23 protein-coding genes are annotated in these 25,164 nt (G+C 67.9%); 13 read left to right on the forward strand and 10 right to left on the reverse strand.

Going from position 1 to position 25,164, the window contains the following annotated elements:
• The 4 genes from A5650_RS03165 to A5650_RS03180 all read right to left on the reverse strand — a co-directional run.
• Window positions 1-730 (reverse strand): LLM class F420-dependent oxidoreductase (locus A5650_RS03165; RefSeq protein ID WP_067286206.1); only part of this gene is annotated, 730 nt, incomplete at its 3' end.
• Window positions 727-2,172 (reverse strand): serine/threonine-protein kinase, encoded by a 1,446-nt coding sequence (locus A5650_RS03170; RefSeq protein ID WP_067286208.1) that lies wholly within the window; start codon window positions 2,170-2,172, stop codon window positions 727-729. The genes A5650_RS03165 and A5650_RS03170, both read right to left, overlap by 4 nt.
• 20 nt (window positions 2,173-2,192) lie before the next feature.
• The gene (locus A5650_RS03175; protein WP_067286210.1) at window positions 2,193-3,296 is read right to left on the reverse strand and encodes a PDR/VanB family oxidoreductase; all 1,104 of its coding nucleotides are present in this window, start codon (window positions 3,294-3,296) and stop codon (window positions 2,193-2,195) included.
• On the reverse strand, window positions 3,296-4,240 hold the full coding sequence (locus A5650_RS03180; protein WP_067286213.1) for a metal-dependent hydrolase: 945 nt from the start codon (window positions 4,238-4,240) through the stop codon (window positions 3,296-3,298). Before A5650_RS03180 ends, A5650_RS03175 begins: the two co-directional genes overlap by 1 nt.
• Before the next feature lie 120 nt (window positions 4,241-4,360).
• Here A5650_RS03180 and A5650_RS03185 point away from each other — a divergent pair, with 120 nt between their 5' ends.
• The 3 genes from A5650_RS03185 (at window position 4,361) to A5650_RS03195 (ending at window position 8,959) form a co-directional block, all read left to right on the forward strand.
• Entirely contained in the window at window positions 4,361-5,206 is an 846-nt protein-coding gene (locus tag A5650_RS03185; protein WP_067082915.1) for a lysophospholipid acyltransferase family protein, read from the forward strand.
• 3 nt (window positions 5,207-5,209) lie between these two features.
• Window positions 5,210-5,644, forward strand: coding sequence for an SRPBCC family protein (locus tag A5650_RS03190; protein WP_067286215.1), 435 nt, complete (start codon window positions 5,210-5,212; stop codon window positions 5,642-5,644).
• A gap of 147 nt (window positions 5,645-5,791) precedes the next feature.
• Window positions 5,792-8,959, forward strand: coding sequence for an ATP-binding protein (locus A5650_RS03195; protein WP_067286218.1), 3,168 nt, complete (start codon window positions 5,792-5,794; stop codon window positions 8,957-8,959).
• A gap of 43 nt (window positions 8,960-9,002) precedes the next feature.
• Here the strand turns inward: A5650_RS03195 and A5650_RS03200 are convergent, their stop codons facing one another.
• Window positions 9,003-9,413: a hypothetical protein gene (locus A5650_RS03200; protein ID WP_067286220.1), complete on the reverse strand. Its 411-nt coding sequence runs from the start codon at window positions 9,411-9,413 to the stop codon at window positions 9,003-9,005.
• A gap of 77 nt (window positions 9,414-9,490) precedes the next feature.
• On the reverse strand, window positions 9,491-11,620 hold the full coding sequence (malQ, locus tag A5650_RS03205) for a 4-alpha-glucanotransferase (protein WP_067286223.1): 2,130 nt from the start codon (window positions 11,618-11,620) through the stop codon (window positions 9,491-9,493).
• A gap of 107 nt (window positions 11,621-11,727) precedes the next feature.
• On the opposite strand from malQ, the gene A5650_RS03210 reads away from it, so the two are divergent.
• On the forward strand, window positions 11,728-12,924 hold the full coding sequence (locus tag A5650_RS03210; RefSeq protein WP_067286224.1) for an MFS transporter: 1,197 nt from the start codon (window positions 11,728-11,730) through the stop codon (window positions 12,922-12,924).
• On the opposite strand, the gene A5650_RS03215 is transcribed toward A5650_RS03210, so the two are convergent.
• Entirely contained in the window at window positions 12,893-13,216 is a 324-nt protein-coding gene (locus tag A5650_RS03215; RefSeq protein WP_067286226.1) for a DMT family transporter, read from the reverse strand. The two genes, A5650_RS03210 and A5650_RS03215, sit on opposite strands and share 32 nt — an antisense overlap.
• A complete protein-coding gene (locus A5650_RS03220; protein WP_067286228.1) occupies window positions 13,216-13,551 on the reverse strand; it encodes a DMT family transporter in 336 nt (111 codons plus the stop codon). Before A5650_RS03220 ends, A5650_RS03215 begins: the two co-directional genes overlap by 1 nt.
• 193 nt (window positions 13,552-13,744) lie before the next feature.
• On the opposite strand from A5650_RS03220, the gene A5650_RS03225 reads away from it, so the two are divergent.
• The 3 genes from A5650_RS03225 (at window position 13,745) to A5650_RS03235 (ending at window position 16,972) form a co-directional block, all read left to right on the forward strand.
• Window positions 13,745-14,629 carry a sterol desaturase family protein gene (locus tag A5650_RS03225; RefSeq protein WP_067286312.1) on the forward strand — a complete coding sequence of 295 codons (885 nt, stop codon included), beginning with the start codon at window positions 13,745-13,747 and terminating at the stop codon, window positions 14,627-14,629.
• 45 nt (window positions 14,630-14,674) lie between these two features.
• On the forward strand, window positions 14,675-16,093 hold the full coding sequence (locus A5650_RS03230) for an NAD(P)/FAD-dependent oxidoreductase (protein ID WP_067286231.1): 1,419 nt from the start codon (window positions 14,675-14,677) through the stop codon (window positions 16,091-16,093).
• Between the two features lie 183 nt (window positions 16,094-16,276).
• Window positions 16,277-16,972: an Rv1815 family serine proteinase gene (locus A5650_RS03235; protein WP_067286233.1), complete on the forward strand. Its 696-nt coding sequence runs from the start codon at window positions 16,277-16,279 to the stop codon at window positions 16,970-16,972.
• On the opposite strand, the gene A5650_RS03240 is transcribed toward A5650_RS03235, so the two are convergent.
• The gene (locus tag A5650_RS03240) at window positions 16,969-17,409 is read right to left on the reverse strand and encodes a nitroreductase/quinone reductase family protein (protein ID WP_067286236.1); all 441 of its coding nucleotides are present in this window, start codon (window positions 17,407-17,409) and stop codon (window positions 16,969-16,971) included. The genes A5650_RS03235 and A5650_RS03240 overlap by 4 nt on opposite strands.
• Before the next feature lie 101 nt (window positions 17,410-17,510).
• Here A5650_RS03240 and A5650_RS03245 point away from each other — a divergent pair, with 101 nt between their 5' ends.
• Genes A5650_RS03245 through A5650_RS03265 form a run of 5 tightly spaced genes read left to right on the forward strand, consistent with a single transcriptional unit; the run spans window position 17,511 to window position 21,224 of the window.
• Window positions 17,511-18,197, forward strand: a complete 687-nt coding sequence (locus tag A5650_RS03245; protein WP_067286237.1) for a TetR/AcrR family transcriptional regulator — start codon at window positions 17,511-17,513, stop codon at window positions 18,195-18,197.
• 31 nt (window positions 18,198-18,228) lie between these two features.
• A complete protein-coding gene (locus A5650_RS03250) occupies window positions 18,229-18,567 on the forward strand; it encodes an ArsR/SmtB family transcription factor (protein WP_067286239.1) in 339 nt (112 codons plus the stop codon).
• Window positions 18,564-19,202, forward strand: coding sequence for an SRPBCC domain-containing protein (locus A5650_RS03255; protein WP_067286241.1), 639 nt, complete (start codon window positions 18,564-18,566; stop codon window positions 19,200-19,202). The genes A5650_RS03250 and A5650_RS03255 overlap by 4 nt, the downstream gene beginning before the upstream one ends.
• 49 nt (window positions 19,203-19,251) lie before the next feature.
• Window positions 19,252-19,722 (forward strand): VOC family protein, encoded by a 471-nt coding sequence (locus tag A5650_RS03260; protein ID WP_067286244.1) that lies wholly within the window; start codon window positions 19,252-19,254, stop codon window positions 19,720-19,722.
• The gene (locus A5650_RS03265) at window positions 19,719-21,224 is read left to right on the forward strand and encodes an FAD-binding protein (protein WP_067286246.1); all 1,506 of its coding nucleotides are present in this window, start codon (window positions 19,719-19,721) and stop codon (window positions 21,222-21,224) included. Before A5650_RS03260 ends, A5650_RS03265 begins: the two co-directional genes overlap by 4 nt.
• Here the strand turns inward: A5650_RS03265 and A5650_RS03270 are convergent.
• Complete coding sequence (locus tag A5650_RS03270; RefSeq protein ID WP_067286248.1) at window positions 21,221-23,134, reverse strand: ABC transporter ATP-binding protein/permease; 1,914 nt, start codon at window positions 23,132-23,134, stop codon at window positions 21,221-21,223. The genes A5650_RS03265 and A5650_RS03270 overlap by 4 nt on opposite strands.
• 258 nt (window positions 23,135-23,392) lie before the next feature.
• Here A5650_RS03270 and A5650_RS03275 point away from each other — a divergent pair, with 258 nt between their 5' ends.
• A complete protein-coding gene (locus A5650_RS03275; RefSeq protein ID WP_067286260.1) occupies window positions 23,393-25,024 on the forward strand; it encodes an acetolactate synthase in 1,632 nt (543 codons plus the stop codon).
• Window positions 25,025-25,164 lie beyond the last annotated feature (140 nt).

Raw genomic sequence — 25,164 nt, forward strand, 5'->3', positions numbered from 1 at the left:
GGCCGAGCGGTGTGGGCGCGATCCCGACGCGCTGGAGCTCTCGCTCGGACACCTCGTCACCAAGGTCGACGGCGACCAGTTCGGCCAGTTGGGCCCCGCCGACGCCGAGCGGCTGGAAGCCGTCGCCGAGCCTGCCCGCCCGCCTTGCCGCCGCCCGGCTGTGTCCGCCGATGTGAATGGGTATGTGCGCCAGGGGTTTCGGATAACACATCGCGTTGTCGAAGTCGAAGAACTCGCCGTGGAAGCCGGCCCCCTCGGGGCGGTGCTGCCAGAGTAGTCGCAGTACGGCCAGCTGCTCGTCGACGCGCCTGCCGCGGCTGCCGAAGTCCGCACCGCACGCCTCCACTTCCTCTTTGAGCCAACCCGCACCCACGCAGAGCCGCAGCCGTCCGCCCGAGAGCGCGTCGACCGTCGCCACCCGCTTGGCCAGCACGACGGGGTGGTGGTTGGGCAGCACGAGCACGCCGGTGGCAAGCCCGAGCCGCTGGGTCTGCCCGGCCAGGAAGGCGAGCAGGTCGAGTGGATCGGGTACGGCGCAGTCGGCGGGCAGTTCGACACGCCCCGACGCGTCATACGGATAGACGCTGGTGTAGCGCGTCATCAGCACGGTGTGCTCGACCACCACCAGCGATTCAAAGCCGCACGCCTCCAAGTGCTGTGCGAACGCCGCCATGAAGGCCGGGTCTGCGGTGACGCCGGCTGCCACGGGCGCGACAACAGCGAATTTCATGGCAGCGGGGGCAGGCCGTTGCTTTCCCGGATGTCCCTGCGACATTCGCGGCGGGTCTGTCCGGTCTGTTCCATGCACACCCGAACGGGTGACTCCTCGGCCACCGGCAGCGGTGGATCGGTCGCTTCGGTGGTGACGGTCGGAGTGGGTACGTCGCCTTCGGTCAGCGACCAGATCGTGGCGCCGGTGCTCTGCAGCGTCGAGCAGTAGGCGGTCGATCCGTCAGCGGTCTGGGCGGTGGTGCCCTCGGGAGAGCAGTTGGCCCCGATCACCGCGGCGGAGTCGGCGGCCTGGGTCGACGACGTGGTGGTGTCGTCGTCCTCGGTCGCGGTGGTCGTGGCCGGGGTCCCGGTCGCGGTGGTGGTCGTCGATGGTGGGGGTGGCGGTGGCGGAGGTGCGGGTCGCGCCGGTGACGACGCGGTGGTCGTCGCCGTGGATGGTGCAGCCGCGCGTTCCTCGCCGAAGTCGAAGGCGGCCACCACGACCGCGATCATCAGCAGCACCAGCAGCGCCAGCCCGATCAGCATGCGTGGCCGCCGCCACGACTTCGCCGGCCGGGTCGCGGCCAGGGCCCGCCGGGTGCTGTCGGGGTCCGCCGCGGCGGCACCGAGGTGGTGGCTCAGGGCTCTGGCGAAGTCCGCGCAACGCTCGAACCGGTCCTTCGGATTCTTCGACAGCGCCTTGGCCAGCACCGGGTCCAGATGCGCCAGGTCCGGGCGGTGCGAGCCGATCGCCGGTGGGGCGGCCGACAGGTGCTGGCTGATCACCACGGCCGGATTCGAGTTGCGAAACGGCGGAGAACCGGTGAGGAGGTGAAATGCGGTGGCGGCCAACGCATATTGGTCGGCCCGACCGTCGAGCTGTTCGCCCATCAACTGTTCGGGGGCGGCGTAGGAGACGGTGCCGACGGTCATATTGGTCGCGGTGAGCCCGCTGACGTCGTCCGCCCAGCGCGCGATCCCGAAGTCGGCCAACAGGATTCGTTGGTCTCCGGACTCGGGCCGGGCGAGCAGGATGTTGGCCGGTTTGACGTCGCGGTGCAGCAGACCACCCTGGTGCGCGTAGTCGAGCGCATCGGCGATGGCGGTGACGATCGCGGCGACATCGTGCGGGGGCATGCCGTCGGGGTAGCGCTCCTTGAGCAGTTGCGCGGCGTCGGTGCCGTCGACGTAGTCCATCGAGATCCAGATCTGGCCGTCGGCCTCACCGCGATCGTGGATGCCGACGATGTGCGGATGCCACAGTGTGGCCGCGATATCGGCCTCGCGCTGGAACCGCATGCGGTACTCGTCGTCCGCCGACACCGACGCGGGCAGCACCTTGAGCGCATCGCGACGGGGTAGGCGCGGATGTTGCGCGAGGTAGACCTCACCCATACCGCCGGAGCCGAGCAGTCGCACGATGGTGTACCCGGCGAACGTCGCCCCCTCGGCCAACGGCATGGCCGAATAGTACGAGACAACTACAGATCGAGTGTGAGATGAGAACCTTCGGCGCGTGAGATGCAGATCAGCATCAGCCCGTTGGCGCGTTCGGTGTCGGTGAGCAGTGTGTCGCGGTGCTCGACGGAGCCGTCCACCACCCGGGTGCGGCAGGTACCGCAGAATCCCTGCTGACACGAGTACGGGGGGTGCACTCCGGATCGGCGCAGCGCCCCGAGCAGCGTCTCGTCGGCGGCCACGTCGACGGTCTGGCCCGTCGAGGCCACCGTGACCGAGAAGCTCGCGCCGTCCTCGACGGGCGGGGCGGCGAACCTTTCGAAGTGCAGCTCGACGTTGGCGCGACCGACCAGGCGCTCGCGGACGGCGGTCAGCATCGGCGCCGGCCCGCAGGCGTAGACCGCGGTCCCGTCGGGGCAGTCGCCGAGCAGGTCGTCGGCGTCCGGCAGCCCGTCGACGTCGTCGGTGCGGATCTGGACGCGAGAGCCGAAGCGCGCGACCTCGTCCACGAACGGGAGGCTGTCACGGCTGCGGCCGGTGTAGACCATCGACCACTCCACGCCGTGGCTATGCGACAGGCGCAGCATCGGCAGGATCGGGGTGATGCCGATTCCGCCGGCGATGAACCGCAGTCGCCGGGTGGGCGAACCGTGACCGGGCACAGTCACCGGAAAGGCGTTGCGGGGTCCGTGCGTCGTGACGGTCGCGCCCACGCTCAGCGCCTCGTGCACCTCGGTCGAGCCGCCGCCACCGTCGGGGATGCGCCGCACCGCGATGCGGTAGCGGTCCGCTTCGGCCGGATCACCGCACAGCGAATACTGCCGCACCAGCCCGCTGGGCAGCGTGATGTCGATGTGCGAGCCCGGATGCCATCGGGGCAGCGGTCGGCCGTCGGCGGAGGCCAGCGTCAAGGCCACCACGTTCTCGTCGCACGCCACGACCTGCCGGTCGGCGACTCGCAGGAGGTGGGTGCGGTCGAGCTCGCGGGGAGGCGCGACGCGGCGCACGGCGCCGGCCAGCGCCTCCATCCCGTTGATCAGGGCGTCCGCGACGCCGATCAGCATGTAGCGCCGTCCCGGCCGCAGCGGATGGGCGGGCAGTTGCCGGTAGCGCTCCCGCAGCCCCATCACCGATGTGCGGCGCGCGCGGCGGGTGAGGTGGCCAGGTAGGCCACGGCCTGTGCGGTCGACCCTATGTCCTCGGGCGAGTAGCCGGGCCGGAAGTACGACAGGGTGTTCGCCCCGAACAGGGTCCGGAACCTCGGCAGCAGCCCGAGTTCAGAGTCCTGCATCCGCATGCGCTGCATCTGCAACCATCCGATGTCGCTGTTCGGGTCCGTCTTGAGCAGATACCAGGTGCCGCGCTGGAAGAACGTGAAGATCGCCGTCGCGGCGACCGTCATAGCCCGGATCCGGTCCGGGTAACTGTCGTGGAAGTAGACCGCGACGTCGTGGGCGACGCAGCGATGCTCGACCTCCTCGCTGCCGTGCCAGCGGAACAGGTCGACAAGGGTGGGGTGCGCGCCGTGGTCGTCCCAGGTCGAGTTCAGCGCGAAATCGCCGAGCACCGCGGTGTAATGCTCGATGGCGGCGATCAGCCACAGCCGTTCACACAGGTTGCTCAGGCGCCGCTGGGGATCGTCGAAATGCTTCGGCGCCAGGACTTTTTCGAACATGTAGCCGACGAGGTCGAGCATCGGCTTCGGGTCGACCCCGTTGCCGATAAGGAAATTTTCGATGACGTCATCGTGGGCCGCGGCGTGGGTGGCCTCCTGCCCAATGAAACCGCGGATGTCGTCGGCCAGCTGAGGATCGCGCACCAGCGGCAGCGCCTCGTTGTAGGTGCGGACGAACCAGTGCTCGGCGGCGGGCAGCACCACGTTGAACAGGTTGATCATGGTGGAGGCCACCGGGTGGCCGGGAATCCACTCCAGCGGGACGCCGGTCAGGTCGAAATGCACCTTGCGGACCTGGATTTGGACGGGGCCCGGGTCCACCTCATGCGCGAACCGGCGCGGACGTAGGGGGCCCGCCGGCGGTACCGGCGAATGAGCCGTTGGCTGGGCCGCCATTCGAGCCGTAGAACGGGCCGGCGATCGTGGCATGTCGGCTCCTCCTTCGTGCCGCACAGTCTACGGGCAGCGGTGCTCCACCAGGTTTCAGGTTCGCGGGCAATGTCTATATCTGTGTCCATGGTGGGGATCGACGACGTTCTCGGCTGGGCCAAACAGCAGGTGTCCGCCCGGGTGCCCAAGGCCGACCTGGATCAGCGCGACCCCGACTACATCCGTGAGCAACTGCCCGGGCTGTGGCTGCTGGCGTCGTTGTACTTCCGCGCGGAGGTGCGCGGCCTGGACCGCATCCCCGCCGACGGCCCGGTGCTGTTGGTGGGCAACCACAGCGGCGGGAACCTGCCACCCGACACATTCGTGTTCACGCTGGCCTTCAGCTCGTATTTCGGCGTCGAGCGGCCGTTCTACCAACTGGCGCACAACCTTGTGGTCTCGATGCCGGGCCTGGGTTCGCTGCGCAAGTTCGGCACCGTCGCCGCCAACCACGACAACGCGAAGCTGGCCCTGGAATCCGGAGGAGCCCTGCTGGTGTATCCAGGTGGGGACTACGAGGTGTTCCGGCCGTCGTGGGAGCGCCACGAGGTCGACTTCGGCGGCCGCAAGGGCTACGTGAAGCTCGCGCGCGAGGCGGGTGTGCCGATCGTGCCCGTTGCCAGCGTCGGTGGTCAGGAGGCCGCGCTCTTCCTCGACCGGGGTCAATGGTTGGCGCGGCTACTGATGGTGGACCGGTTGGCCCGCTTGAAGAGCGTGCCCATCCTGTTCGCCCCGCCGTGGGGGCTGACCGTCAGCGACTTCATCCCCCGGCTGCCGCTGCCGACGAAGATCTCCATCGAGGTGCAGGACCCGATCGACGCCGACGACATCGCGGCCAGCGACGACGACGTCATCAACGACAAGGTGCTGACCAGCCTGCAGGCCGGGGTCGACCGGCTGGCCGCCGAACGACGCTTCCCGGTGTTGGGCTGAACCATGAGAGTGCAACGCCAGTGCGTGATCGACGCCGACCGGGACCAGGTGTGGAAGGTGGTCAGCGACCCCGGGTGTTATCCGGAGTTCATGGCCAGCCTCGAACGCTGGGAGACGCTGAGCGATGATCCCGCCGGCCTCGGCTCCCGGTACACGGTGCATTGGAAGGTGGGTTCAGTGCCGATCGGCGGAACCGTCGAGGTCGTCGAGTTCGATGCGCCGCGCGAGGTGTCGTGGATCGGGCTCACCGGGGTCTCCCAACGTGGCCGCTTCCGGCTGCGCGACACCGACGACGGGCGCACCAAGGTGACGTTCCGGTTGTCCTACGAGTCCGCGGGCAACCTGCTCGGGCTGATCGCCGATCGGGTGGCCGCGCGACAGGTCGGCCGCACGATGAGCCGGACGCTGACCAACCTGCGTCAGATGGTGGAGGGCTAGCTGTGCTAGCCGCACGACTCTCAGCGGAACTGCTCTGCTGTAGATGACCATGCTGTCTTAGAGCTGTGTCAATGTTGGTGTTTCCGGCCGGCACGCGGCCTATCGTTGGCGCATCGGGCAGGCCGGACTCGGATTGGCGGTGCTCGTATGAAACCCGGTGGGGTGACGTGCGGAGCATGTGGCACGAGGCTGCATGAGGCGGCGAAGTTCTGCCACGAGTGCGGTTCGGCCGTCACGGCTGCCGACGAACCAGCCGAGTACAAGCAGGTGACCGTCTTGTTCGCCGATGTGGTCCATTCGATGGACATCGCGGCCACGGTGGGGTCCGAGCGACTTCGCGAGATCATGTCTGTTCTCGTCGACCGCGCAGCGCGCGTGGTGCACCGCTACGGCGGAACTGTCGATAAGTTCACCGGCGACGGCATCATGGCGTTGTTCGGGGCCCCAAAAGCTCTGGAAGATCACGCAATTCGCGCCTGCCTTTCTGCACTGAACATCCAGGAGCAAGCGCAAGATCTCGCCGCCGAGGTACGGCGACGTGACGGTATCGAACTACAGCTGCGGATCGGCCTGAACTCCGGCGAGGTGATCGCCGGTCAACTCGGCTCGAGCGCGTTCGGTTACACCGCGATGGGCGAACAGGTGGGAATGGCACAGCGGATGGAGTCTGTCGCCCCGCCGGGTGGGGTGATGCTGAGCCAGTCGACCGCGCGGCTGGTCGAGAACAATGCCGTGCTGGATCGACTGAAATTCCTGGATGTCAAAGGGCGCCGCGATCCGCTTCCGGCGCGTCGTCTGCGGGCGATCAGCGTGCAACGTGGCCAGACCTGCCGGTCGGAAGTGCGCCTCATAGGGCGTCAGCGCCACATTCGCCTGCTGACGACGATGCTCGAGCGCGCGATCGCCGGCTCAGGCGGTGTTGTGGGCATCGTCGGGGCGGCGGGCATCGGTAAGAGTCGGTTGGTTCGCGAAGCTGCGGCGATGGCCAGTCGCCGCGGCGCGGAGGTTTTCTCGACGTTCTGTCAGTCCCATACCAGCGACATCGCCTTTTACGGCGCGGCGGGGCTTTTACGTGCGCTCTTTGAGATTGACGGCGTGGAACCCGAAACCGCACGGGAGCGCGTGCGTCAGCGGCTGTTCGACACGAACACCGAGGACTTGGAGCTGCTCTGTGACCTGATAGGGATCGGCGAGTCCGGAATGGGCCCCGTCGCCATCGACCCGGACGCCCGGCGCCGACGGTTGGCGGGCGTGGTCCGGGCCGCCGCGCTGACGCGCTCAAGACCAACCGTCTACGTGATCGAGGATGCACACTGGCTCGACGACGTGAGCGAGCTGATACTCGCGGATCTCATGTCTGCCTTGCGACGGACACATTCGCTTGCGCTGCTCACCTACCGTCCCGAATACCGTGGCATCCTGACCGAGACGACCGGCTCGCAAGCCATACGTCTTGCGCCGCTTGTTGATTCCGAGATCTCGGCGTTGACGAAAGAACTGCTTGGCATCGACCCCTCGGTAGCAGGGCTGTATGCGGAGGTGGCCGAGCGGTCCGATGGCAATCCGTTCTTCGCCGAGGAGATCGTGCGCGACCTGGCCGAGAGGGAGGTCCTCATTGGAACACCGGGGGCATACGTCTGCCGCGTTGACACCGCGCAAGTCAGTGTGCCGGCCACCGTACAAGCCACCATCGAGGCACGTATCGACCGCCTCAGCGGTGCCGCTAAGCGCACACTGCACGCGGCGGCGGTGATCGGCTCTCGGTTCGACGCGAACTTGCTCACCCGCATCGACCCCGCTGTTGGGCTCACAGAGTTGGTCGACGCGGAGCTCGTTGAACCGGTGATCGTCTCTCCTCGAGAGGATTATGCGTTCTGCCATCCCCTGATCCGCGCGGTTGCCTACGAGTCGCAATTGAGATCCGACCGGATCGCATTACACCGGCGGGTGGCAGCGGCCATAGAACTCCATGATCCGACAGCGGTGGAGGAGAACGCGGCGTTGATCGCGACTCACCTCGAGGCCGCTGGAGATCTTCGTGCGGCGTTCGAATGGCACATGCGCGCGGCGACCTGGCTGACCAATCGCGATATCGGGGCGGCACGCGCGAGTTGGGCGCGGGCGCGCGCAGCCGCCGACCAAATGCCGCACGACGACGCCGATCGCACGTCGATGCGCATCGCGCCGCGCACGCTGCTGTGTGCCTTCGGCTGGCGCACGGGGGGCGCCAGTGTCACTGACACCGGATTCGACGAACTGCGCGAACTGTGCAGCGAAGCGGGCGATGAGATGTCATTGCTGATGGGCATGTCGGGAGTGCTCGTGGGGATGACTCTCAACCATCGGCTGCGCGAATTATGCGCTCTGGCACCCGATTACATCGGCCTGCTCGAGTCGACCGGTGATCCTGCGCTGATCATGCTGGTAAACACGGCGAGCCACGGCATGCTCGAAGCAGGCGAGATCACTGAAGCGCTGAGGCTGTTCGAGCGCGCGATCGAAGTAGCCGACGGCAATATCACCCTGGGCAATTTTTTCTTTGAATCGCCATTGGCGTGGGCAACCACTCTGCGGGGCCTGGCCCGATGCAGCTTGGGCCATCCTGGCTGGCGCGAGGATCTCCGGGCGGGGCTCGCGATGGCGCAACAGGTGAAGGGGATCACCCAGGCTGCGGTGACCACGACCGCTTACGCGGTGGCAGTCATGAACGGCGCACTGGTGCCCGACTCAACGGCGCTGATGGATACGACCGACGCAGTTCGGACCGCCGAGCGCTGCGGCGATGACGTCTCACTGACGTGGGCACACGTGGCTCACGGCATCATGCTGGTTCGTTTGCCCGGCAGAAACCAGAAAGCCGGCTTTGAAATGCTGGCGAAGGCTCGTCAGCAAGCCTTCGGACACGGTGATCTGCTTACCGTGACCATGGCCGACGTCCAGATCGCGGAGTGCAAGGCTCAGACTGGAGAGCTCGACGGGGCGATCGATCTCGCCAGAGGGGTAGTCGCTCACCTGTCCGACTGCGGCGGGGTCATGTTCCGAACACCCGCGTCGACCGTGCTGGCGGAATCACTCCTACACCGCAGGACCGAGCGAGATCTGCACGAGGCACAGGCAGCCATCGACGATCTCGCAGCCTGCCCTACGGAACCGGGATTCGTTCCCAAAGAATTGGCGCTGCTGCGCTTACAGGCACATCTTGCAGATGCTAGGGGCGACCGAGGTGGCTATCGCGACTTCGCGAGGCGCTACAGCGCCATGGCGGCGTCGGCCGCCTTCGAAGGTCACATCGCGCAAGCCAAGGCAATGGCGTGAGCCCTAGGACCCCGGGGGCGTGGTGCGCAGCGCTCGATCCCGGTCAGCCGACCGGGGCCGGCGGCGGGGTGCCCGCGCCGGGTGCGCCCTGAATCGGAACCACGGGGGTGGGGGTCACGGTGGTGATGCCGTTGCGGCCGACCGTCGGACCGCCCGAGGGCGCCTGCTCCGCGATCAGGTCCGCCGCCTTCTGGCTGCAGTCCAGCATCAGCAGCATCCGGCCGCCCGACGTGATCTTCTGCTGGTCCACCAGGCACTCGGCCTGTGGCAGCACGCTGCCCACCGAACCACCGAAGTAGGCCTTGACGCCCTGGGACTTGAGGATCTGCAGCGCCCGGTTGTACGGCTCGCCGACCACGTTGAGGCTGGGTTGCGACATCGCGATCCCGGCGCCGACCAGCGCCGCCGAACCGACGGCTGCGAGCCCGCCGCTCAGCACAACAAGCTTGTTCACGTGATCTCCTCAGGTCGCTGCGGTGCGAACATATCGCAGGCGTGATGAATGTGAAACCGGAGCAGAAGCCGCCGGCGTTACACGTGCGGGCGCACCGCGTCGCGCATGACCTCGCCGAGCCGCTGCGCCGTGGCATCGGCGAAGACGTCTTCGAGCAGCAGTTTCTTACCGTTGGGGTCGGCCAGCGGCACCCGCCAGTTCGGATACTCGTCGGTGGTGCCCGGCTGGTTCTGGGTCCGCATATCGCCTACCGCGTCGGCCAGCGACAGCGACAGCAACCGTGACGATGTGCGGCCGAGGTAGCGATGCAGCGCCTCGACGATCTCGGCGCTGTCGGAATCTCCGGCGTCGCTCAGCAGGCCGGAACGGCGCAGTTCGTCGAGCCAGCGCTTCTGCTGCTCACGGTCGTCGGCCAGCTCATCGGCGGCCGGACGCGTCAGCAGCCCGAGTTGGTCGCGTAGGCGGACGTGTTCGCCGGCCAGGTAGCCGGCGGTGGGGGGCAGGTCGTGGGTGGTGACGGCCGAGAGGCAGTACTCGCGCCACCGCTCAGCGGGCAGCGGGCCGCCGTCCCCGTCGCGGTCGGCTTCGAACCACAGGATCGAGGTCCCGAACAACCCCCGCTCGTGCAGGTAGTCGCGCACCCATGGTTCGACGGTGCCGAGGTCCTCGCCCACGACGACGGCGCCCGCGCGGTAGGCCTCGAGCGCGACGATGCCGATCATCGCCTCGTGGTCGTAGCGCACGTAGGTGCCTTCGGTGGGGCGGGACCCGTTCGGGATCCACCACAGCCGGAACAGCCCGATGATGTGGTCGATGCGCACCCCGCCCGCGTGTCGCAGTACGGCGTTTACCAGCGCGCGGAACGGTTCATAGGTGAGCCTCTCCAGCTGGTCGGGGCGCCACGGCGGTTGCGACCAGTCCTGGCCGAGCTGGTTGAACTCGTCGGGCGGCGCGCCCGCGGTGACACCGAGCGCGAGCACATCCTGCAGCGCCCACGAGTCGGCGCCGTTCGGGTCCACGCCGACCGCGAGGTCGTGCATGATGCCCAGGCCCATACCCGTCTGCAGCGCGGTGGCCTGCGCCGCGGTCAGCTGGTCGTCGAGCTGCCACTGCAACCAGCGGTGGAAGTCGACGGCGCCGGCGTGCTCGGCAGCGAAGGCCGCGACGGCGGGGTTCGCCGGATGCTGTAGTTCACGCGGCCACTGATGCCAGTCGGCGCCGTGGCGTTCGGCCAGCGCACACCAGATGGCGAAGTCATCGAGGCTCGCACCCTCGCGCTCGCGGTAGGCGGTGTAGGCCAGGTCGCGTCCCGCAGAACGCGGTACCTCATAGACCGCCTCGAGCGCCGAGCGCTTCACCTTCCACGCCGCGTCGCGGTCCACCTGATCGGCGCGGTCAGCACGGGACTGCACGGCTTCGCGCAACTTGCGTAACCGGTTGCGGCGCCGGACGTAGGCGTATTCGGGAATCGCCTCGACCCGCAGATAGATCGGATTGACAAAGCGGCGGGACGTCGGAAGGTAGGGCGACGGCTCCATCGGCGCGACCGGGGCGGCCGCATGCAGCGGGTTGACGAGGATGAATCCCGCGTCGTGGGTGGCGGCCGACCACACCGCGAGGTCGGCCAGATCCGTCAGATCGCCGATGCCCCAGGACCTTTCGGAACGGACACTGTAGAGCTGAGTGGCGAGCCCCCACTGCCTGCCCGACGGCGGGACCAGCGTGGCGGGGGACACGATGAGCGCCGTGGCGAACGTTTGATCGTCGGCGTGCAGCTCGAGGCGGTGGTATCCGATCGGAAGGTCGGCGGGCGTCTCGAAGGTCGCCTCACCGACCAGTCTGCCATCCAAATCATATGGTGCCCTGTTGTTTTCGAGCTGACGCAGGTCCGTGCGCACGGACCCGCCCTCGAGATGGATCCGCAGCGAGACCGGGTTGCCATGGGTGACGTGCACCCAGAACGTCGAGGTGGCGCCGGTGCGCCCGATGATCGTCGGCGGTAGGGGGCGCTCCCAGTATTCGCGGTCGTGCGCGGCCAGCGCGGCGGCGCGGTCGTCCTCGGTGGCGGCGGGAACTCCCAACGCGGCCAGCACCGAGATCAGCGTCGAGGGGGCCACGGCGATGTGCCGGCCCGCCCAGTCCTCGTAATCGGTTGCGACACCGTAGCGTCGCGCCAACTCCACAAGCGACGCGGCGGGCTCTGTCATGTCGCCAATCTTGCCCGGAAGCCGTCGGCAGGTCTCGTCACAGGCTCGCTCATACCCGATCTGCGTGAACTCAACACCGCACTCGAGCGCATGTAGGGTCGGCCGGTATGGCGGCCGACCGACAAGAGACGGTCGAGGTGCAGAGCCGGCGCGCGCGCATCGCGGTGGCAGCGCTGTTCTTGACCAACGGCGCCGTGTTCGCCAACCTGCTGCCGCGGTACCCCGAGATCAAGAGCGATCTGGGGCTGACGAATTCGGCTTACGGCGCCGCCGTCGCGGCATTCTCCGCGGGCGCCCTGGCGGCCGGGCTGACCGCGGCGGCGCTGATCCGCCGCTACCGCTCGTCGCGGGTCGCCGTTCTCGGCACCATCGGGATCGGGATGTTCGTGATGCTGGCGGGCGTGGCCCCGTCTCCGGTGTTGTTCGCCGCCGGGTTGTTCGCGGCCGGCGCCAGCGATTCGGTGACCGACGTCGCGCAGAACGCGCACGGGCTGCGGGTCCAACGCCTCTATGGTCGTTCGATCATCAACTCGCTGCATGCGGTGTGGGCCGCCGGCGCGATCATCGGAGGTCTGATGGGGGCGACGGCGATCGCGCTGGGCGTCTCGCGCGGGGCGCACCTCGGCTTCTCGGCGGTACTGTGCAGCGCGGTCGTGCTCGTCGCCTATCGCTACCTGCTGCCCGGCGCCGACCACGACACCCACCCGGCGGCGCGCACCGGCGGCGGTGACGCCGGCCTGGCGGTGTACGCCGCGCTGCTGGCTCTGGTGCTGATCGCGGTGGCCGGTGCGACGGTCGAGGACGCGGGCAGCTCCTGGGCCGCGGTCTACCTGCGTGACGTGCTGGGTGCGCCCGGTCCGATCGCGGTGACCGGCTACATCGCCGCGGTCACCTTCATGTTCGTCGGGCGGCTCATCGGGGACCGGTTGGTCGACCGGTTCGGCACCCGCGCCGTGGTTCGGTCGGGTGGTGCGATCACGGCGGTCGGCATGGGTCTCGCGCTGGCGTTCCCGTCGGTGCCCGCCACGATCGCGGGTTTCGCGCTCGCCGGGTTCGGGGTGGCGACGCTGGTGCCGTCGGCCATGCATGCCGCCGATCAGCTGCCGGGCCTTCGACCGGGCAGCGGGCTGACGATCCTGACCTGGCTGATGCGCATCGGGTTCTTCGGCGCCCCGGTGCTCGTCGGGGTGATCGCGGACGCGACGAGCCTGCGCATCGGGTTGCTCACCGTGCCGATCGCCGGGGTTCTGGTCGTCGCGTTGTCGGGCGTGCTCAGTGCCCGACGGCGGCCAGTTCGATCGTGAGCACGCCACCGATGACGAGCGCGATGCCCAGTGCCATCAGCCAGGTCAGTGGTTCGGTGAACACGAAGCGGGCGATGACCGCGACCAGCGCCACGCCGCACGCCGTCCACACGCCGTAGGCGATGCCGACTGGCATGCCGAGCGCCAGGGTCAGCCACAACATATAGAACGACGCCAGATAACCGATGACGACCGGCGCGATCCACGCCTTCTTGCGGAATCCCTCCGAGGCGCGCAGCGACAGGGTCGCGACGACCTCGAACACGATCGCGCCCGCCAGCGCCCAGTACATCACCGCGGTTCGACCGCGCGGTGCGATCCGAACTCGATCAGCAGCACACCGGCGATGATCAGGCCGATGCCGGCGACGATCGGCCAGGTGAACGGGTCGTTGAACAGGACCGCTGCCAGCACCGCCGTCCCCGCCGTACCGACCGCGCCCCAGATCCCGTACGCCACCCCGACGGGCATCCCGGCGCGCAGCACCAGGGTCAGGAACGCGAACGCCGCGATGTAGCCCACGACCACGACCAGAAGCCACGCCGAGTGGTCCCGGGACGCCCGCAACGACAACGTGGCGGCGACCTCGACGATGATCGCTCCGGCCAGCAACACCCACCTCTGCACGCGATCAAGCTAGCCGACCTCGACGGCCGCGGCTCTGCCGACACGGCGATCGGACCGGGTGGTCGACGACCTCGATCGCGATCTGCGCACCGCCTGGGGCGATCAGGTGCTGAGCTTCCGGTGAGTCGTATGCTTTGGCCGGAGGTGTGACGTGGATGTGAGTGGCGCCTTCGCGCACGTATTGCCACCGTTGATGCACGACCCCGTGATGTTCGCGGTCCCGTTCTTCCTGCTGCTGCTGATCATCGAATGGGCGGCCGCCCGCAAGCTGGCACACGAGGAGGCCGAGCGTGCACCCGCCGGGGCGTACCACCGATCCGATGCGTGGGCCAGCATCTGGATGGGCGTGGTCTCGATCGGCACGAGCGGGGTGCTGAACTTCGTCGCGCTGCTGGGATATGCGGCGTTGTTCGCCTACGTCGCACCGTGGCAGCTGCCGGCCGGCGCCTGGTACACGTGGGTCATCGCGATCGTCGGGGTGGACCTGCTCTATTACGTCTATCACCGGATGGCGCACCGGGTCCGGCTCCTCTGGGCCACCCATCAGGCACACCACTCCAGCCAGTACTTCAACCTCGCGACTGCGCTGCGCCAGAAGTGGAACATCAGCGGAGACGTCTTCCTGCGGGCGCTGCTGCCGCTGTTGGGCGTACCGCCGTGGATCGTGTTCGCCAGCTTCTCGATCAACCTGATCTATCAGTTCTGGATCCACACCGAGCGCATCGATAAGCTCTGGCGCCCAATCGAATTCGTCTTCAACACGCCGTCGCACCACCGGGTCCACCACGGTATGGACCAGGAGTACCTCGACAAGAACTACGGCGGCATCTTCATCATCTGGGATCGCCTCTTCGGCAGCTTCCAGGCCGAGACCGTGCGGCCGCACTACGGGTTGACCAAACAGGTCGACACCTACAACATCTGGACGCTGCAGACCCACGAGTATGTCGCAATCGTCCGCGACGTCCGCCGGGCGCCGCGATGGCGCGACAAGCTGGGCTACATGTTCGGCCCGCCCGGCTGGACACCGGCGCAGCCGCGGGAAGCGGTGCAGGAGTCGACCGCGGTCACCGCTTAGCCGCCTGATCCGCGCAACGCCGCCGCGCGCCGTAATCTCCGCTGTGTGGAAACCGTATTCGACGGTCCGGTCGACGCCGGTCTGGTCGAACGCTCCCTGGCGAGAAGCACGTTCGGGTCGATGTGGCTGGACGAGCGGGTCGGCCCGGTGCGTCCGCGGTACCCGGCGCTGACCACGCCGATCACCTGCGACCTGGTGATCATCGGCGGCGGATACACCGGGTTGTGGACCGCCCTGCACGCGGCGCGACGCGACCCGAACCAACGAATCGTGCTCATCGAGGCCAATCGGGTGGGGTGGGCAGCCTCCGGCCGCAACGGAGGTTTCGTCGACGCCAGCCTGACGCACGGCACAGAGAACGGAAAGGCGCGCTGGCCCAACGAGTTCGACGTCCTCGAGGCGATGGGACTGGAGAACCTCGACGGGATGCAAGCCGAACTGGGGGAGCTGGGCCTCGACACCGACTGGGAGCGCACCGGCATGTTGACGGTCGCCACGGAGCCGCACCAGGTCGAGTGGCTGCGGGAGGCCGCGGCGGACGGCGTGGGGAAGTTCCTCGACACGACCGAGGTGCGCGGTGAGGTGGCGTCGCCGACCTATCTCGCGGGCCTCTTCAGCGCCGAGAGCTGCGCGATCGTGCACCCCGCCAAGCTCGCGTTCGAACTCGCCATGGCGTGCCGGGACGCCGGCGTGCGCATCTTCGAACACACCAACGCGACGCGGTTGGACTCCGGCGGTGTCGGCCTGCGTGTCGAGACGGGTCAGGCGGTGGTCACGGCTCGGCGGGCGGTGCTGGCGACGAACGTGTATCCGAGCCTGCTCAAGCGCAACCGGTTGCACACGGTCCCGGTGTACGACTACGTACTGGCCACCGAACCGCTCACCGATGACCAGCTGGACCGCATCGGCTGGCGCGGTCGCCAGGGGATCGGCGACTGCGCCAACCAGTTTCACTACTACCGCCTCACCGCGGACAACCGGATCGTCTGGGGCGGATACGACGCGGTCTATCACTTCGGACGGAAAGTGGATCCGCGCTACGAGGATCGGACCGGCACCTACCGGCGGCTGGCCGCGCACTTCTTTCTCACCTTCCCGCAACTCGACGGCGTCCGGTTCACCCATCGCTGGGCCGGCGCCATCGACACCAACACCCGGTTCTGCGCGCACTGGGGGCTGGCCAGGGACGGCCGCGTGGCATACGTCAACGGCTTCACCGGATTAGGCGTGGGCGCGTCGCGATTCGCCGCGGATGTGTGCCTCGATCTGCTCGAGGGCCGGCCCACCCCGCGCACCGAACTGCAGATGGTGCGCGACCGTCCGCTGCCGTTCCCGCCCGAGCCGCTGGCCGGCATCGGCATCCAGGCCACGCGGTGGTCACTGAACCGCGCCGACCACGCCGAAGGCCAGCGCAACGTGTTCCTGCGAACCCTGGACGCATTCGGTCTCGGTTTCGATTCGTAGTACTCCCGTGCCGAAAGTGCGGCCGGAGCGTAACGTCTCTGTGACCTTCACCGATGGGGAAGTGACGGGACCATCGTCGAGTGGTTGTTCCTGGTCGGGGTGGTTGTCGGACTCCCGGCCCGGTTCAGCGGCCCACAACACGCCGGTACCGGACCTACATCGGCTCGACGAGCGGAGACGACAGTGCGCGGACACTCGATACCGGTACTGGCGGCGTTGGCCGCCCCGATCGCTACGCTTGCGCTTCTCTCCGGCCCCGCCCAGGCGGCGCCCGGCGTCGTCGTCTACCCCGGCATGGAGATTCGCCAGGACAACAACGTCTGCACGCTGGGCTACGTCGACCCGGCGGCGCGGATCGCTTTCACCGCGGGGCACTGCCGCGGTAGCGGACCGGTGCGCGACCGCGACGGCAACCACATCGGGATGCAGACGGTGTTCCGCGACAACACCCCCAACGGCGCGACCGTCGACACCAATCATCAGATCGCCGACTGGGAGGCGATCGCACTGGCACCCGATGTCATGGTCAACAACGTGCTGCCGGGCGGCAAAGTGCTGGTGGCCGACCCCGGTGTCGTGCCGACGGCCGGCCAGCCGGTGTGCCACTTCGGCGTGGTGACCGGCGAGAGCTGCGGCAACGTCGAAGCCGTCAACAACGGCTGGTTCACGATGGCCAACGGCGTCGTCAGCCAGAAGGGCGACTCCGGCGGGCCGGTCTACGTGGTCACCCCTGACAACCGGGCGGTGCTGATCGGCATGTTCAACAGCACGTGGGGCGCGTATCCGGCGGCGGTGTCCTGGCAGACGGCAAGCCAGCAGGCCAGCGAGGACGTCATCTCCGCCGCGTCGGCCACCGTCGGCACGGTCTCGCTGCCCTAGGGCGCCAACGCGAACACCGGGATCGACGGCGCCGCGGCGCGCAACTCGTCTGATGAGGAGTCGGGTGTGAGGCCGCCGACGTGTCCCTTGACCTCCCAGAACCAGCGGTCGAGGTAGCGGCTGAGCAGTTCCGGTTTGGCCTCGTCGGCCACCTCGGTGAGGCGAACCTCGCGGCGGTGCCAACGCGAGCCGACCTCCACGACTCCAGCAGCCCTGGCGTTGCACGCCCACTGGGTGTTGCCTCGTGGTGAGAGGACGTAGTCGCGCCCGTCCACGGTGAGCACATTGACCACCACGCTTCGGCGCTTGCCCGACTTTCGGCCCCGCACCGTCAACGCTTTCGTTCCGGCGATGCTGATTCCGGCTTCGGCGAGCCAGCGGAAGATGCGGTTGACCGCGCGGGCGGGTCGCGTCGGTTCGTCGTAGCGGGTCGTCATGGTCGCCTCCGTGTTCTGAGAGCGGTGCTCTCGACTCCACGTTGCCACGTCGAACGAGCTAAATCAAGAGCAGTGATCTCGTTTTGTGTCACACTCGGCCCATGGGCAGGCGAGCGGAGAGCCGTCAGCGGATCGAGGCACAGATCGTCGAGCTGGGGCGGCGCCATCTGGTGACGGAGGGCGCCGCCGGGCTGTCGCTGCGCGCCATCGCTCGCGATCTCGGCATGGTGTCCTCGGCGGTGTACCGCTATGTGGCCAGTCGCGACGAGCTGTTGACCCTGCTGCTGGTCGATGCCTACTCCGAACTCGCCGATTGCGTGGACCGTAGCCGCGACGTCTGTGCGCCCTGGCACGAGCAGTTCCGCGCAATGGCGCACGCGGCGCGCCGATGGGCCGTCGACAAGCCCGCCTCATGGGCCCTGCTCTACGGCACGCCGGTGCCGGGCTACCGCGCGCCGCGGGAGCGCACCGTGGGACCCGGGACTCGCGTCGTCGGCGCCTTGTTCGACGTGATCGCCGCCGGTATCGCCGCCGGCGATATTCCCCCATCGGAAACCGTTGTCCCCGAACCGTTGTCGTCGGATTTCGAGGCGCTGCGCGAGGAGTTCTCCTTCTCCGGCGACGACGGGGCGGTCACCAAGGGGTTTCTGAGCTGGGCGACGTTGATCGGCGCGATCAGCCTCGAGGTATTCGGCCAGTACGGCCCCGACACGCTCACCGAACCCGCGGACGTCTTCGACCTGCAGATCGGACTGCTGATCCACGCGCTGACTATGGTTAAGGGTTGACTTATATAAGTTGCCACTTTAGCTTGAGTGGGTGCACGCATTCGACGTCCTGGGGGATCCGGTGCGCCGCCGGATCCTGGAGTTGCTCGCCGACGGCGAGCTGGCGGCCGGTGCCATCGCCGCCACAATCCAAGACGAGTTCGCGATCACTCAGCCGGCGGTCTCGCAGCATCTGAAGGTGTTGCGAGACAACGGTTTCACCTCGGTGCGGCCGGACGGTCAGCGCCGCCTCTACGCGGTCAACGGCGCAGCGCTGCGCGACGCCGACGAGTGGCTCGCCGGCTTCCGTCGGTTCTGGGCGCCGCGGCTCGACGCGCTCGGCACCGAGATCGCGCGAGGGAAGCGACAACGACGAAGGAAGGCAACATGACCGAGATCGATGTGGACCACCAGATCAACGCGGTCGCCCGCACGGTCGGGAAACGCACGATCGACGCGGGGGAGGCGCATGTCGTCACCATCAAGCAGGCCTACGACACCGATCAGGACGATCTGTGGGACGCCGTCACCAACATCGAGCGCATACCCCGATGGTTGATGCCGATCTCCGGTGAGCTCGAGGTCGGCGGCACCTATCAACTGCACGGCAACGCCAGCGGAACGATCCTGACGTGCGATCCGCCGAAGACCTTCACGGCCACCTGGGAGTACGGCGGCAACACCAGCTGGATCGCGGTCAATGTCGACGGCCGGGGCGCGGACCGGGCGGAGCTGGTCATCGAACACATCGCGGTTGTCGGCGACGAGATGTCGCTGCAGTTCGGCCCCGGCGCCGTCGGCATCGGCTGGGATTCGATGGTGCTCGGCCTGGCGCTGCACCTGTCGACCGGCGAGACGATCGATCCGGATTTCGGCCAGCAGTGGGTCACCACCGACGAGGGGCGCCGCTTCCTGGCGTTGTCCAACGAGGCGTGGTACCAGGCCAACGTCGCCTCCGGCGCCGATCCGGCCACCGCACGTGAGGCCGCCGATCGCTGCCTGAAGGCGTACTACGGCGAGGGCTAACTAGAACACGTTCTAGCCAACGGAACGGGCCGCGGATATCCTCGACGCGATGCTTGCCCAGACACCTGTCCAGATTGCGTGGGTGACGCGGGACCTCGACGCCACCGAGCAGGCGCTCACCACGCTGTTGGGCGCCAAGAAGTGGGTGCGCATGCCCGGCGTTCACTTCTCGCCGGATACGTGCACCTACCGCGGTGAGCCGGCGGACTTCGTCGCCGACATCTCCCTGAGCTACGCCGGCGACACCCAGCTCGAACTGATCGCGCCGGTTTCCGGGCGCAGCATCTACACCGAATTCCTCGACACCGCGGGGCCGGGACTGCACCACATCTGCGTCGAGGTCGACGACGTGGACGCGGCGCTGACCCAACGGGGCGACGAGGCGGTGCAGCGCGGGGTGATGGCGGGCGGTATGGAGTTCGCCTACATCGCGGCCCCCGGTGTCCCGTACCTCGAGATCGCCCGCATCCCCGTCGAGATCAGGGCATTCTTCGACTACATCAAACAGGAGCAGCAGTGAGCATCAGCGAGATTCCCGACACCGTCGCGGCCGCGGACGTCGCATCGTGGTCCGACGAGTTCGACGTCGTGGTGATCGGTTTCGGCATCGCGGGCGGATGCGCGGCGGTCAGCGCGGCCGCCGAGGGCACGCGAGTCCTGGTGCTGGAGAAGGCCGCCGACGCCGGCGGGACCAGCGCGATGGCGGGCGGACACTTCTATCTCGGCGGCGGGACCGCGGTGCAGCAGGCCACCGGTCACGACGACAGCGCCGAGGAGATGTACTCCTACCTCGTCGCGGTGTCGCCCGAACCCGACCACGAGAAGATCCGCGCCTACTGCGACGGCAGCGTCGAACACTTCAACTGGTTGGAGGAGTTGGGTTTTCAGTTCGAGCGCAGCTACTACCCGGGCAAGGTGGTGGTGCCGCCGGGCACCGAGGGCTTGTCGTACACCGGCAACGAGAAGGTGTGGCCGTTCTGCGAGCAGGCCAAGCCCGCCCCGCGCGGACATTCGGTGCCGGTGCCCGGTGAACTCGGCGGCGCCGCGATGGTCATCGAGCTGTTGGTGAAGCGTGCCGCCGAACTCAACGTTCAGGTCCGCTACGAGACCGGCGTGACCAACCTAGTCGTCGAGAACGGGTCCGTGGTCGGGGTGCGGTGGAAGCATTTCGGCGAGACGGGTGCGATCAGGGCGAAGGCGGTGATCATCGCTGCGGGCGGTTTCGCGATGAATCCGGAGATGGTTGCCGAGTACACGCCGGCGCTCGGTCAGAAGCGCAAGACCAAGCACCACGGCGAGGTGGAGCCCTACATCCTGGGCAACCCCAACGACGACGGCCTGGGCATCCGGATGGGCATCTCCGCCGGCGGAGTGGCCAAGAACATGGACCAGTTGTTCATCACCGCCGCGGCGTATCCGCCCGAAATCCTGCTCACCGGCGTGATCGTCAACAAGGATGGCAAGCGGTTCGTCAACGAGGACTCCTACCATTCGCGCACTTCGGCTTTCGTGCTCGAGCAGCCCGAACAAACTGCCTACCTCGTGGTCGACGAGGCCCATATGGAGATGCCCGAGATGCCGCTGATCAAGTTCATCGACGGTTGGGAGACCCTCGAGGAAACGGAAGCGGCACTGGGTATTCCGCAGGGCAACCTGGTCGCCACGCTGAGCCGCTACAACGAGTTCGCCGCGCGCGGTGAGGATCCCGATTTCCACAAGCAGCCCGACTATCTGGCCGCACAGGACACCGGCCCGTTCGCGGCCTTCGACCTGTCCCTGGGCCGGGCGATGTACTCGGGCTTCACGATGGGCGGCCTCGCGGTGTCCGTCGACGGAGAAGTGTTGCGCGAGGACGGATCCGTCGTCGCCGGCCTCTATGCGGCGGGTGCGTGCGCGTCGAACATCGCCCACGACGGCAAGGGCTATGCCAGCGGAACCCAGCTCGGCGAGGGGTCGTTCTTCGGGCGGCGGGCGGGTCGACAAGCAGCGCGGCGGGCGGGCGAACGCGCCGCGACGCGCTAGACCTTCGCCGGTTCGTCGCCCTCGACGCGCCCCAGCCGCCAGGCGCCGTCGCCGAGCAGTTCGAGCTCGTGGGTGTGGTGCTGTTCGACGGTGCTGCGGTGACTGACGCTGATCAGGATGGTGTCCGGCAGCTCGGTGCGCACCAACTGGTAGAGCATGAACTCCAGGCCCTCGTCGAGCGCGGACGTCGACTCGTCGAGGAAGACGGCCTTGGGTTTGGTCAAGAGGATTCGGGCGAACGCGATGCGCTGCTGTTCGCCGGGCGAGAGCACCTTGGCCCAGTCGTCGACCTCGTCGAGACGGTCGGCCAGGTGCGGCAGGGCCACCTTGTGCAGCATGCTCTGCAACGTCCGGTCGTCGATGGTGCCCACCTCGTTGGGGTAGCTGACGACGGTGCGCAGGTCGCCGAGCGGCACGTACGGCAGCTGCGACAGGAACATCGACTCGTTGGGACCGCACGGGCGCGTCAACCGGCCCGAGGTGAACGGCCACAGCTGCGCGAGGCTGCGCAGCAACGTGGTCTTGCCGGTGCCCGAGCGGCCGGTGACCACCAGCGTCTCACCGACTTCGAGCCGCATGTCCAGCGGCCGGATCAGCTGCCTGCCGTCGGGGGTTCGGACCTCGACGCCGGACAGCTCGACGGTGCCGTCGACGCAGGCGGCGGTGGTCAACTCGGGTAGCGCGCGGCCCTCCTCGTTGGCGACGACGAGCCCGTGCAGTCGGATGATCGCCGCTCGGTACCCGGCGAACTGGTCGTAGACGTTGCGGAAGAACGACAGGCCCTGCTCGATGTTGCCGAAGGCCGCCGCGGTCTGGCTCATAGCGCCGAGCGTGATCTCGCCGGTGAAGAAGCGCGGGAACTGCAGTAGATAGGGCGGCACGACGATGATCTGGTCCATCGACAGGTTCCAGCCATAGAAGCCCATCATCCGGTTGATGTAGCGCTTGTAGTTGGACACGACGGGCGCGAACAGCCGCCGCAATCCCGAGCGCTCGGCGATCTCGCCGCGGTAGAACGCCACGGCCTCGGCGGCGTCGCGCAGCCGGACCAGCGCGTAGCGGAAGGCGGCGTTGAACTTCTCGTTGTTGAAGGACAGCCAGATGATCGGCCGGCCGATCCAGAACGCGAAGACGGACGCCAACAGCACGTAGGCGAGCAGGATCCAGAACATCGCCCGCGGCACGTCGCCGATGAGCGGCAGGGTGAGCGTTCCCGAAAGGTTCCACAGGATCGCGGTGAACGAGATCATCGACGCCACCGCGTTGACGGCGCCGAACAGCAGCGTGGCGGTCGAGGTGTTGTTCGGCGTGTTCGGCAGGCCGCCGACCCCGGCGGTGAAGATGTCGATGTCCTGCTGGATGCGCTGGTCGGGGTTGTCGATCGTGTCGTCGATGAACCGCCCGCGGTAGTAGGCCTTACCGTCCAGCCAGTCGCCGGTGAACCGGTCGGTGAGCCAGACGCGCCACGCCAACATGAATCGTTGCGTCAGGAAGAGGTCGAGCATGATCCGCGCGACGTGAAGGACGGCCAGGATCGCAAAGATCGTCATCGACATCCAGAACCCGTCCTTGCCGGAGTTCCTGATCGCGTCGTCGCCGGTGCCCAGCCCTGAGGCCACCACCTGGAAGCTGGTCATCATGTCGTTGCCCTGGTAGGTGAACAGCACCGTCAGGCGGACCCCAACGATCACCGACAGCAGCAGCACGCCCAGCCACAGCCAGACCTTGATGCTCTCCGGGCCTTTGAAGTAGTCGCCGGTGATGCGCCAGAACTGGCGTCCCCAGGTGGTGAATCTGGCGATGAGCACCAGGATGACCAACGTGCACACCGCTGCGATCGCCCAGCCGCGCGCGATCCATATCAGCGAAGTCCACAGTTCACTGCCCCAGTCCAGCGTCGGGGTGAACATTCCCTCATTCACTCCGGCAAGGTACCGCGACAACCTTTACGCGGCCGTTCATAGGGCCAACGATGCGCATCGAGTCGTCGCGCGCAGCGGCCTCTGTTGCGCACCAGGGATGTGGGACGACCCGTTGCTCGGGCCTTACACCGGCCTTACCGCCCGCCGATTTCTGCACCAGGGCTATGGAACGCCCGGATCCGCGACCCCGCTGCGGAAGTCGGCGACGGTCCGGGCCAGGGGAACGGTGCTGCGTAAGCTGCGGCCATGGGCAGCGACGCTCCGGTGAACGCGGGACACCTGATCGCGCGGCGACTGCGCGCCAGCGGGATCGACACGATCTTCACGCTCTCGGGCGGGCACCTGTTCTCCCTCTATGACGGCTGCCGGGCGGAGGACATCCGGCTGATCGACACCCGCCACGAGCAGACCGCGGCGTTCGCTGCGGAAGGATGGTCGAAGGTGACCCGCGTGCCGGGCATCGCGGCGTTGACGGCCGGCCCTGGCGTCACCAACGGCATGAGCGCGATGGCCGCCGCGCAACAGAACCAGTCGCCGCTGGTGATCCTCGGCGGTCGCGCGCCGGCGTTGCGGTGGGGACAGGGCAGCCTGCAGGAGATCGACCATGTCCCGTTCGTCGCGCCGCTGACGCGCTTCGCGGCGACCGCCTCATCGCCGGATGCGGTCGCGGGCCTGGTCGACGACGCGCTGCGCGCCGCGGTCGGGGCGCCCTCGGGGGTGTCGTTCGTCGACTTCCCGATGGACCACGTGTTCAGCGAGGCCACCGATACGGGCGCGCCGGGGGCGCTCAGCGCGCCGACGGCGGTGGTGCAGGCCGACGGCGACGCCGTGGCCGCCGCGCTTCGCCTGCTGTCCGAGGCGCAACGCCCGGTCATCATGGCCGGCACCAACGTCTGGTGGGGTCACGCCGAGACCGCGCTGCTGAACCTGGCCGACGCGCTGCGGATCCCGGTGCTGATGAACGGCATGGCGCGCGGCACCGTACCCGCCGACCATCCGCTCGCGTTTTCTCGCGCTCGGTCAAAAGCGTTGCAGCAGGCCGACGTTGCGCTGGTGATCGGCGTGCCGATGGACTTCCGGCTGGGCTTCGGGGGCGTGTTCGGCGCCGACACCGCGCTGATCACCGTCGACCGCGTCGCACCCGATCGACCTCATCCGCGGGAGGTGGCGGCCGGTTTGTACGGCGACATCAGCACGACATTGTCGGCGTTGGCGGCGGCGGCCGCCGGCGATCACGAGGCGTGGATCGCCGGTCTGCGCGCGGCCGAGACCGCCGTGCGTACCGCCGAAGCGGACGAGCTGCGCGACGACCGCACGCCGCTGCACCCGATGCGGGTGTACGCCGAGATCAGCGCGATGCTCGACCGCGACGCGATCGTGGTGGTCGACGCCGGTGACTTCGGCTCCTACGCCGGCCGCGTCATCGACAGTTACGTGCCCGGCGCCTGGCTCGACAGCGGACCGTTCGGCTGCCTCGGGTCCGGACCCGGCTACGCCCTGGCCGCCAAGCTGGCCCGACCCGAACGGCAAGTGGTGCTGCTGCAGGGCGACGGCGCGTTCGGGTTCTCGGGCATGGAGTGGGACACGTTGGTGCGTCACGGTATTCAGGTTGTATCGGTGATCGGCAACAACGGGATCTGGGGGCTCGAGAAGCATCCGATGGAGGCGATCTACGGGTATTCCGTCGTGGCTGACCTGCGACCCGGAACCCGGTACGACGAGGTGGTGACAGCGCTGGGCGGGCACGGCGAGTTGGTGTCGACGCCCGCCGAGTTGCGCCCGGCGCTGGAGCGGGCCTTCGCGTCGGCGCTGCCCGCGGTGGTCAACGTGCTGACCGACCCGGCGGTCGCCTACCCTCGCCGCTCCAACCTCGCCTAGCCCTGTTTGCGCGAGCGCGCGTGTCTGCACACGACACGCCGCGAATTTACGGCACTTCGCGCACCCTCACCGCCGACGAGCGCGACGAAACCGGGCGATCCGATCGCCAACACCGTCGAGCTGACGCTCCTGCGGACGGC

The organism is Mycobacterium sp. 1164985.4 (assembly GCF_001668575.1).
Taxonomy (GTDB): Bacteria; Actinomycetota; Actinomycetes; order Mycobacteriales; family Mycobacteriaceae; genus Mycobacterium.

Excerpts from the sequence above, each read along its gene's own strand:
- A5650_RS03170 (WP_067286208.1), bottom strand. The coding sequence starts at position 2,172 with ATGCCGTTGGCCGAGGGGGCGACGTTCGCCGGGTACACCATCGTGCGA.
- A5650_RS03175 (WP_067286210.1), bottom strand. The coding sequence starts at position 3,296 with ATGGGGCTGCGGGAGCGCTACCGGCAACTGCCCGCCCATCCGCTGCGG.
- A5650_RS03180 (WP_067286213.1), bottom strand. The coding sequence starts at position 4,240 with ATGGCGGCCCAGCCAACGGCTCATTCGCCGGTACCGCCGGCGGGCCCC.
- A5650_RS03185 (WP_067082915.1), top strand. The coding sequence starts at position 4,361 with ATGGTGGGGATCGACGACGTTCTCGGCTGGGCCAAACAGCAGGTGTCC.
- A5650_RS03190 (WP_067286215.1), top strand. The coding sequence starts at position 5,210 with ATGAGAGTGCAACGCCAGTGCGTGATCGACGCCGACCGGGACCAGGTG.
- A5650_RS03195 (WP_067286218.1), top strand. The coding sequence starts at position 5,792 with ATGAAACCCGGTGGGGTGACGTGCGGAGCATGTGGCACGAGGCTGCAT.
- malQ (WP_067286223.1), bottom strand. The coding sequence starts at position 11,620 with ATGACAGAGCCCGCCGCGTCGCTTGTGGAGTTGGCGCGACGCTACGGT.
- A5650_RS03210 (WP_067286224.1), top strand. The coding sequence starts at position 11,728 with ATGGCGGCCGACCGACAAGAGACGGTCGAGGTGCAGAGCCGGCGCGCG.
- A5650_RS03215 (WP_067286226.1), bottom strand. The coding sequence starts at position 13,216 with ATGTACTGGGCGCTGGCGGGCGCGATCGTGTTCGAGGTCGTCGCGACC.
- A5650_RS03225 (WP_067286312.1), top strand. The coding sequence starts at position 13,745 with ATGCACGACCCCGTGATGTTCGCGGTCCCGTTCTTCCTGCTGCTGCTG.
- A5650_RS03240 (WP_067286236.1), bottom strand. The coding sequence starts at position 17,409 with ATGACGACCCGCTACGACGAACCGACGCGACCCGCCCGCGCGGTCAAC.
- A5650_RS03245 (WP_067286237.1), top strand. The coding sequence starts at position 17,511 with ATGGGCAGGCGAGCGGAGAGCCGTCAGCGGATCGAGGCACAGATCGTC.
- A5650_RS03255 (WP_067286241.1), top strand. The coding sequence starts at position 18,564 with ATGACCGAGATCGATGTGGACCACCAGATCAACGCGGTCGCCCGCACG.
- A5650_RS03260 (WP_067286244.1), top strand. The coding sequence starts at position 19,252 with ATGCTTGCCCAGACACCTGTCCAGATTGCGTGGGTGACGCGGGACCTC.
- A5650_RS03270 (WP_067286248.1), bottom strand. The coding sequence starts at position 23,134 with ATGTTCACCCCGACGCTGGACTGGGGCAGTGAACTGTGGACTTCGCTG.
- A5650_RS03275 (WP_067286260.1), top strand. The coding sequence starts at position 23,393 with ATGGGCAGCGACGCTCCGGTGAACGCGGGACACCTGATCGCGCGGCGA.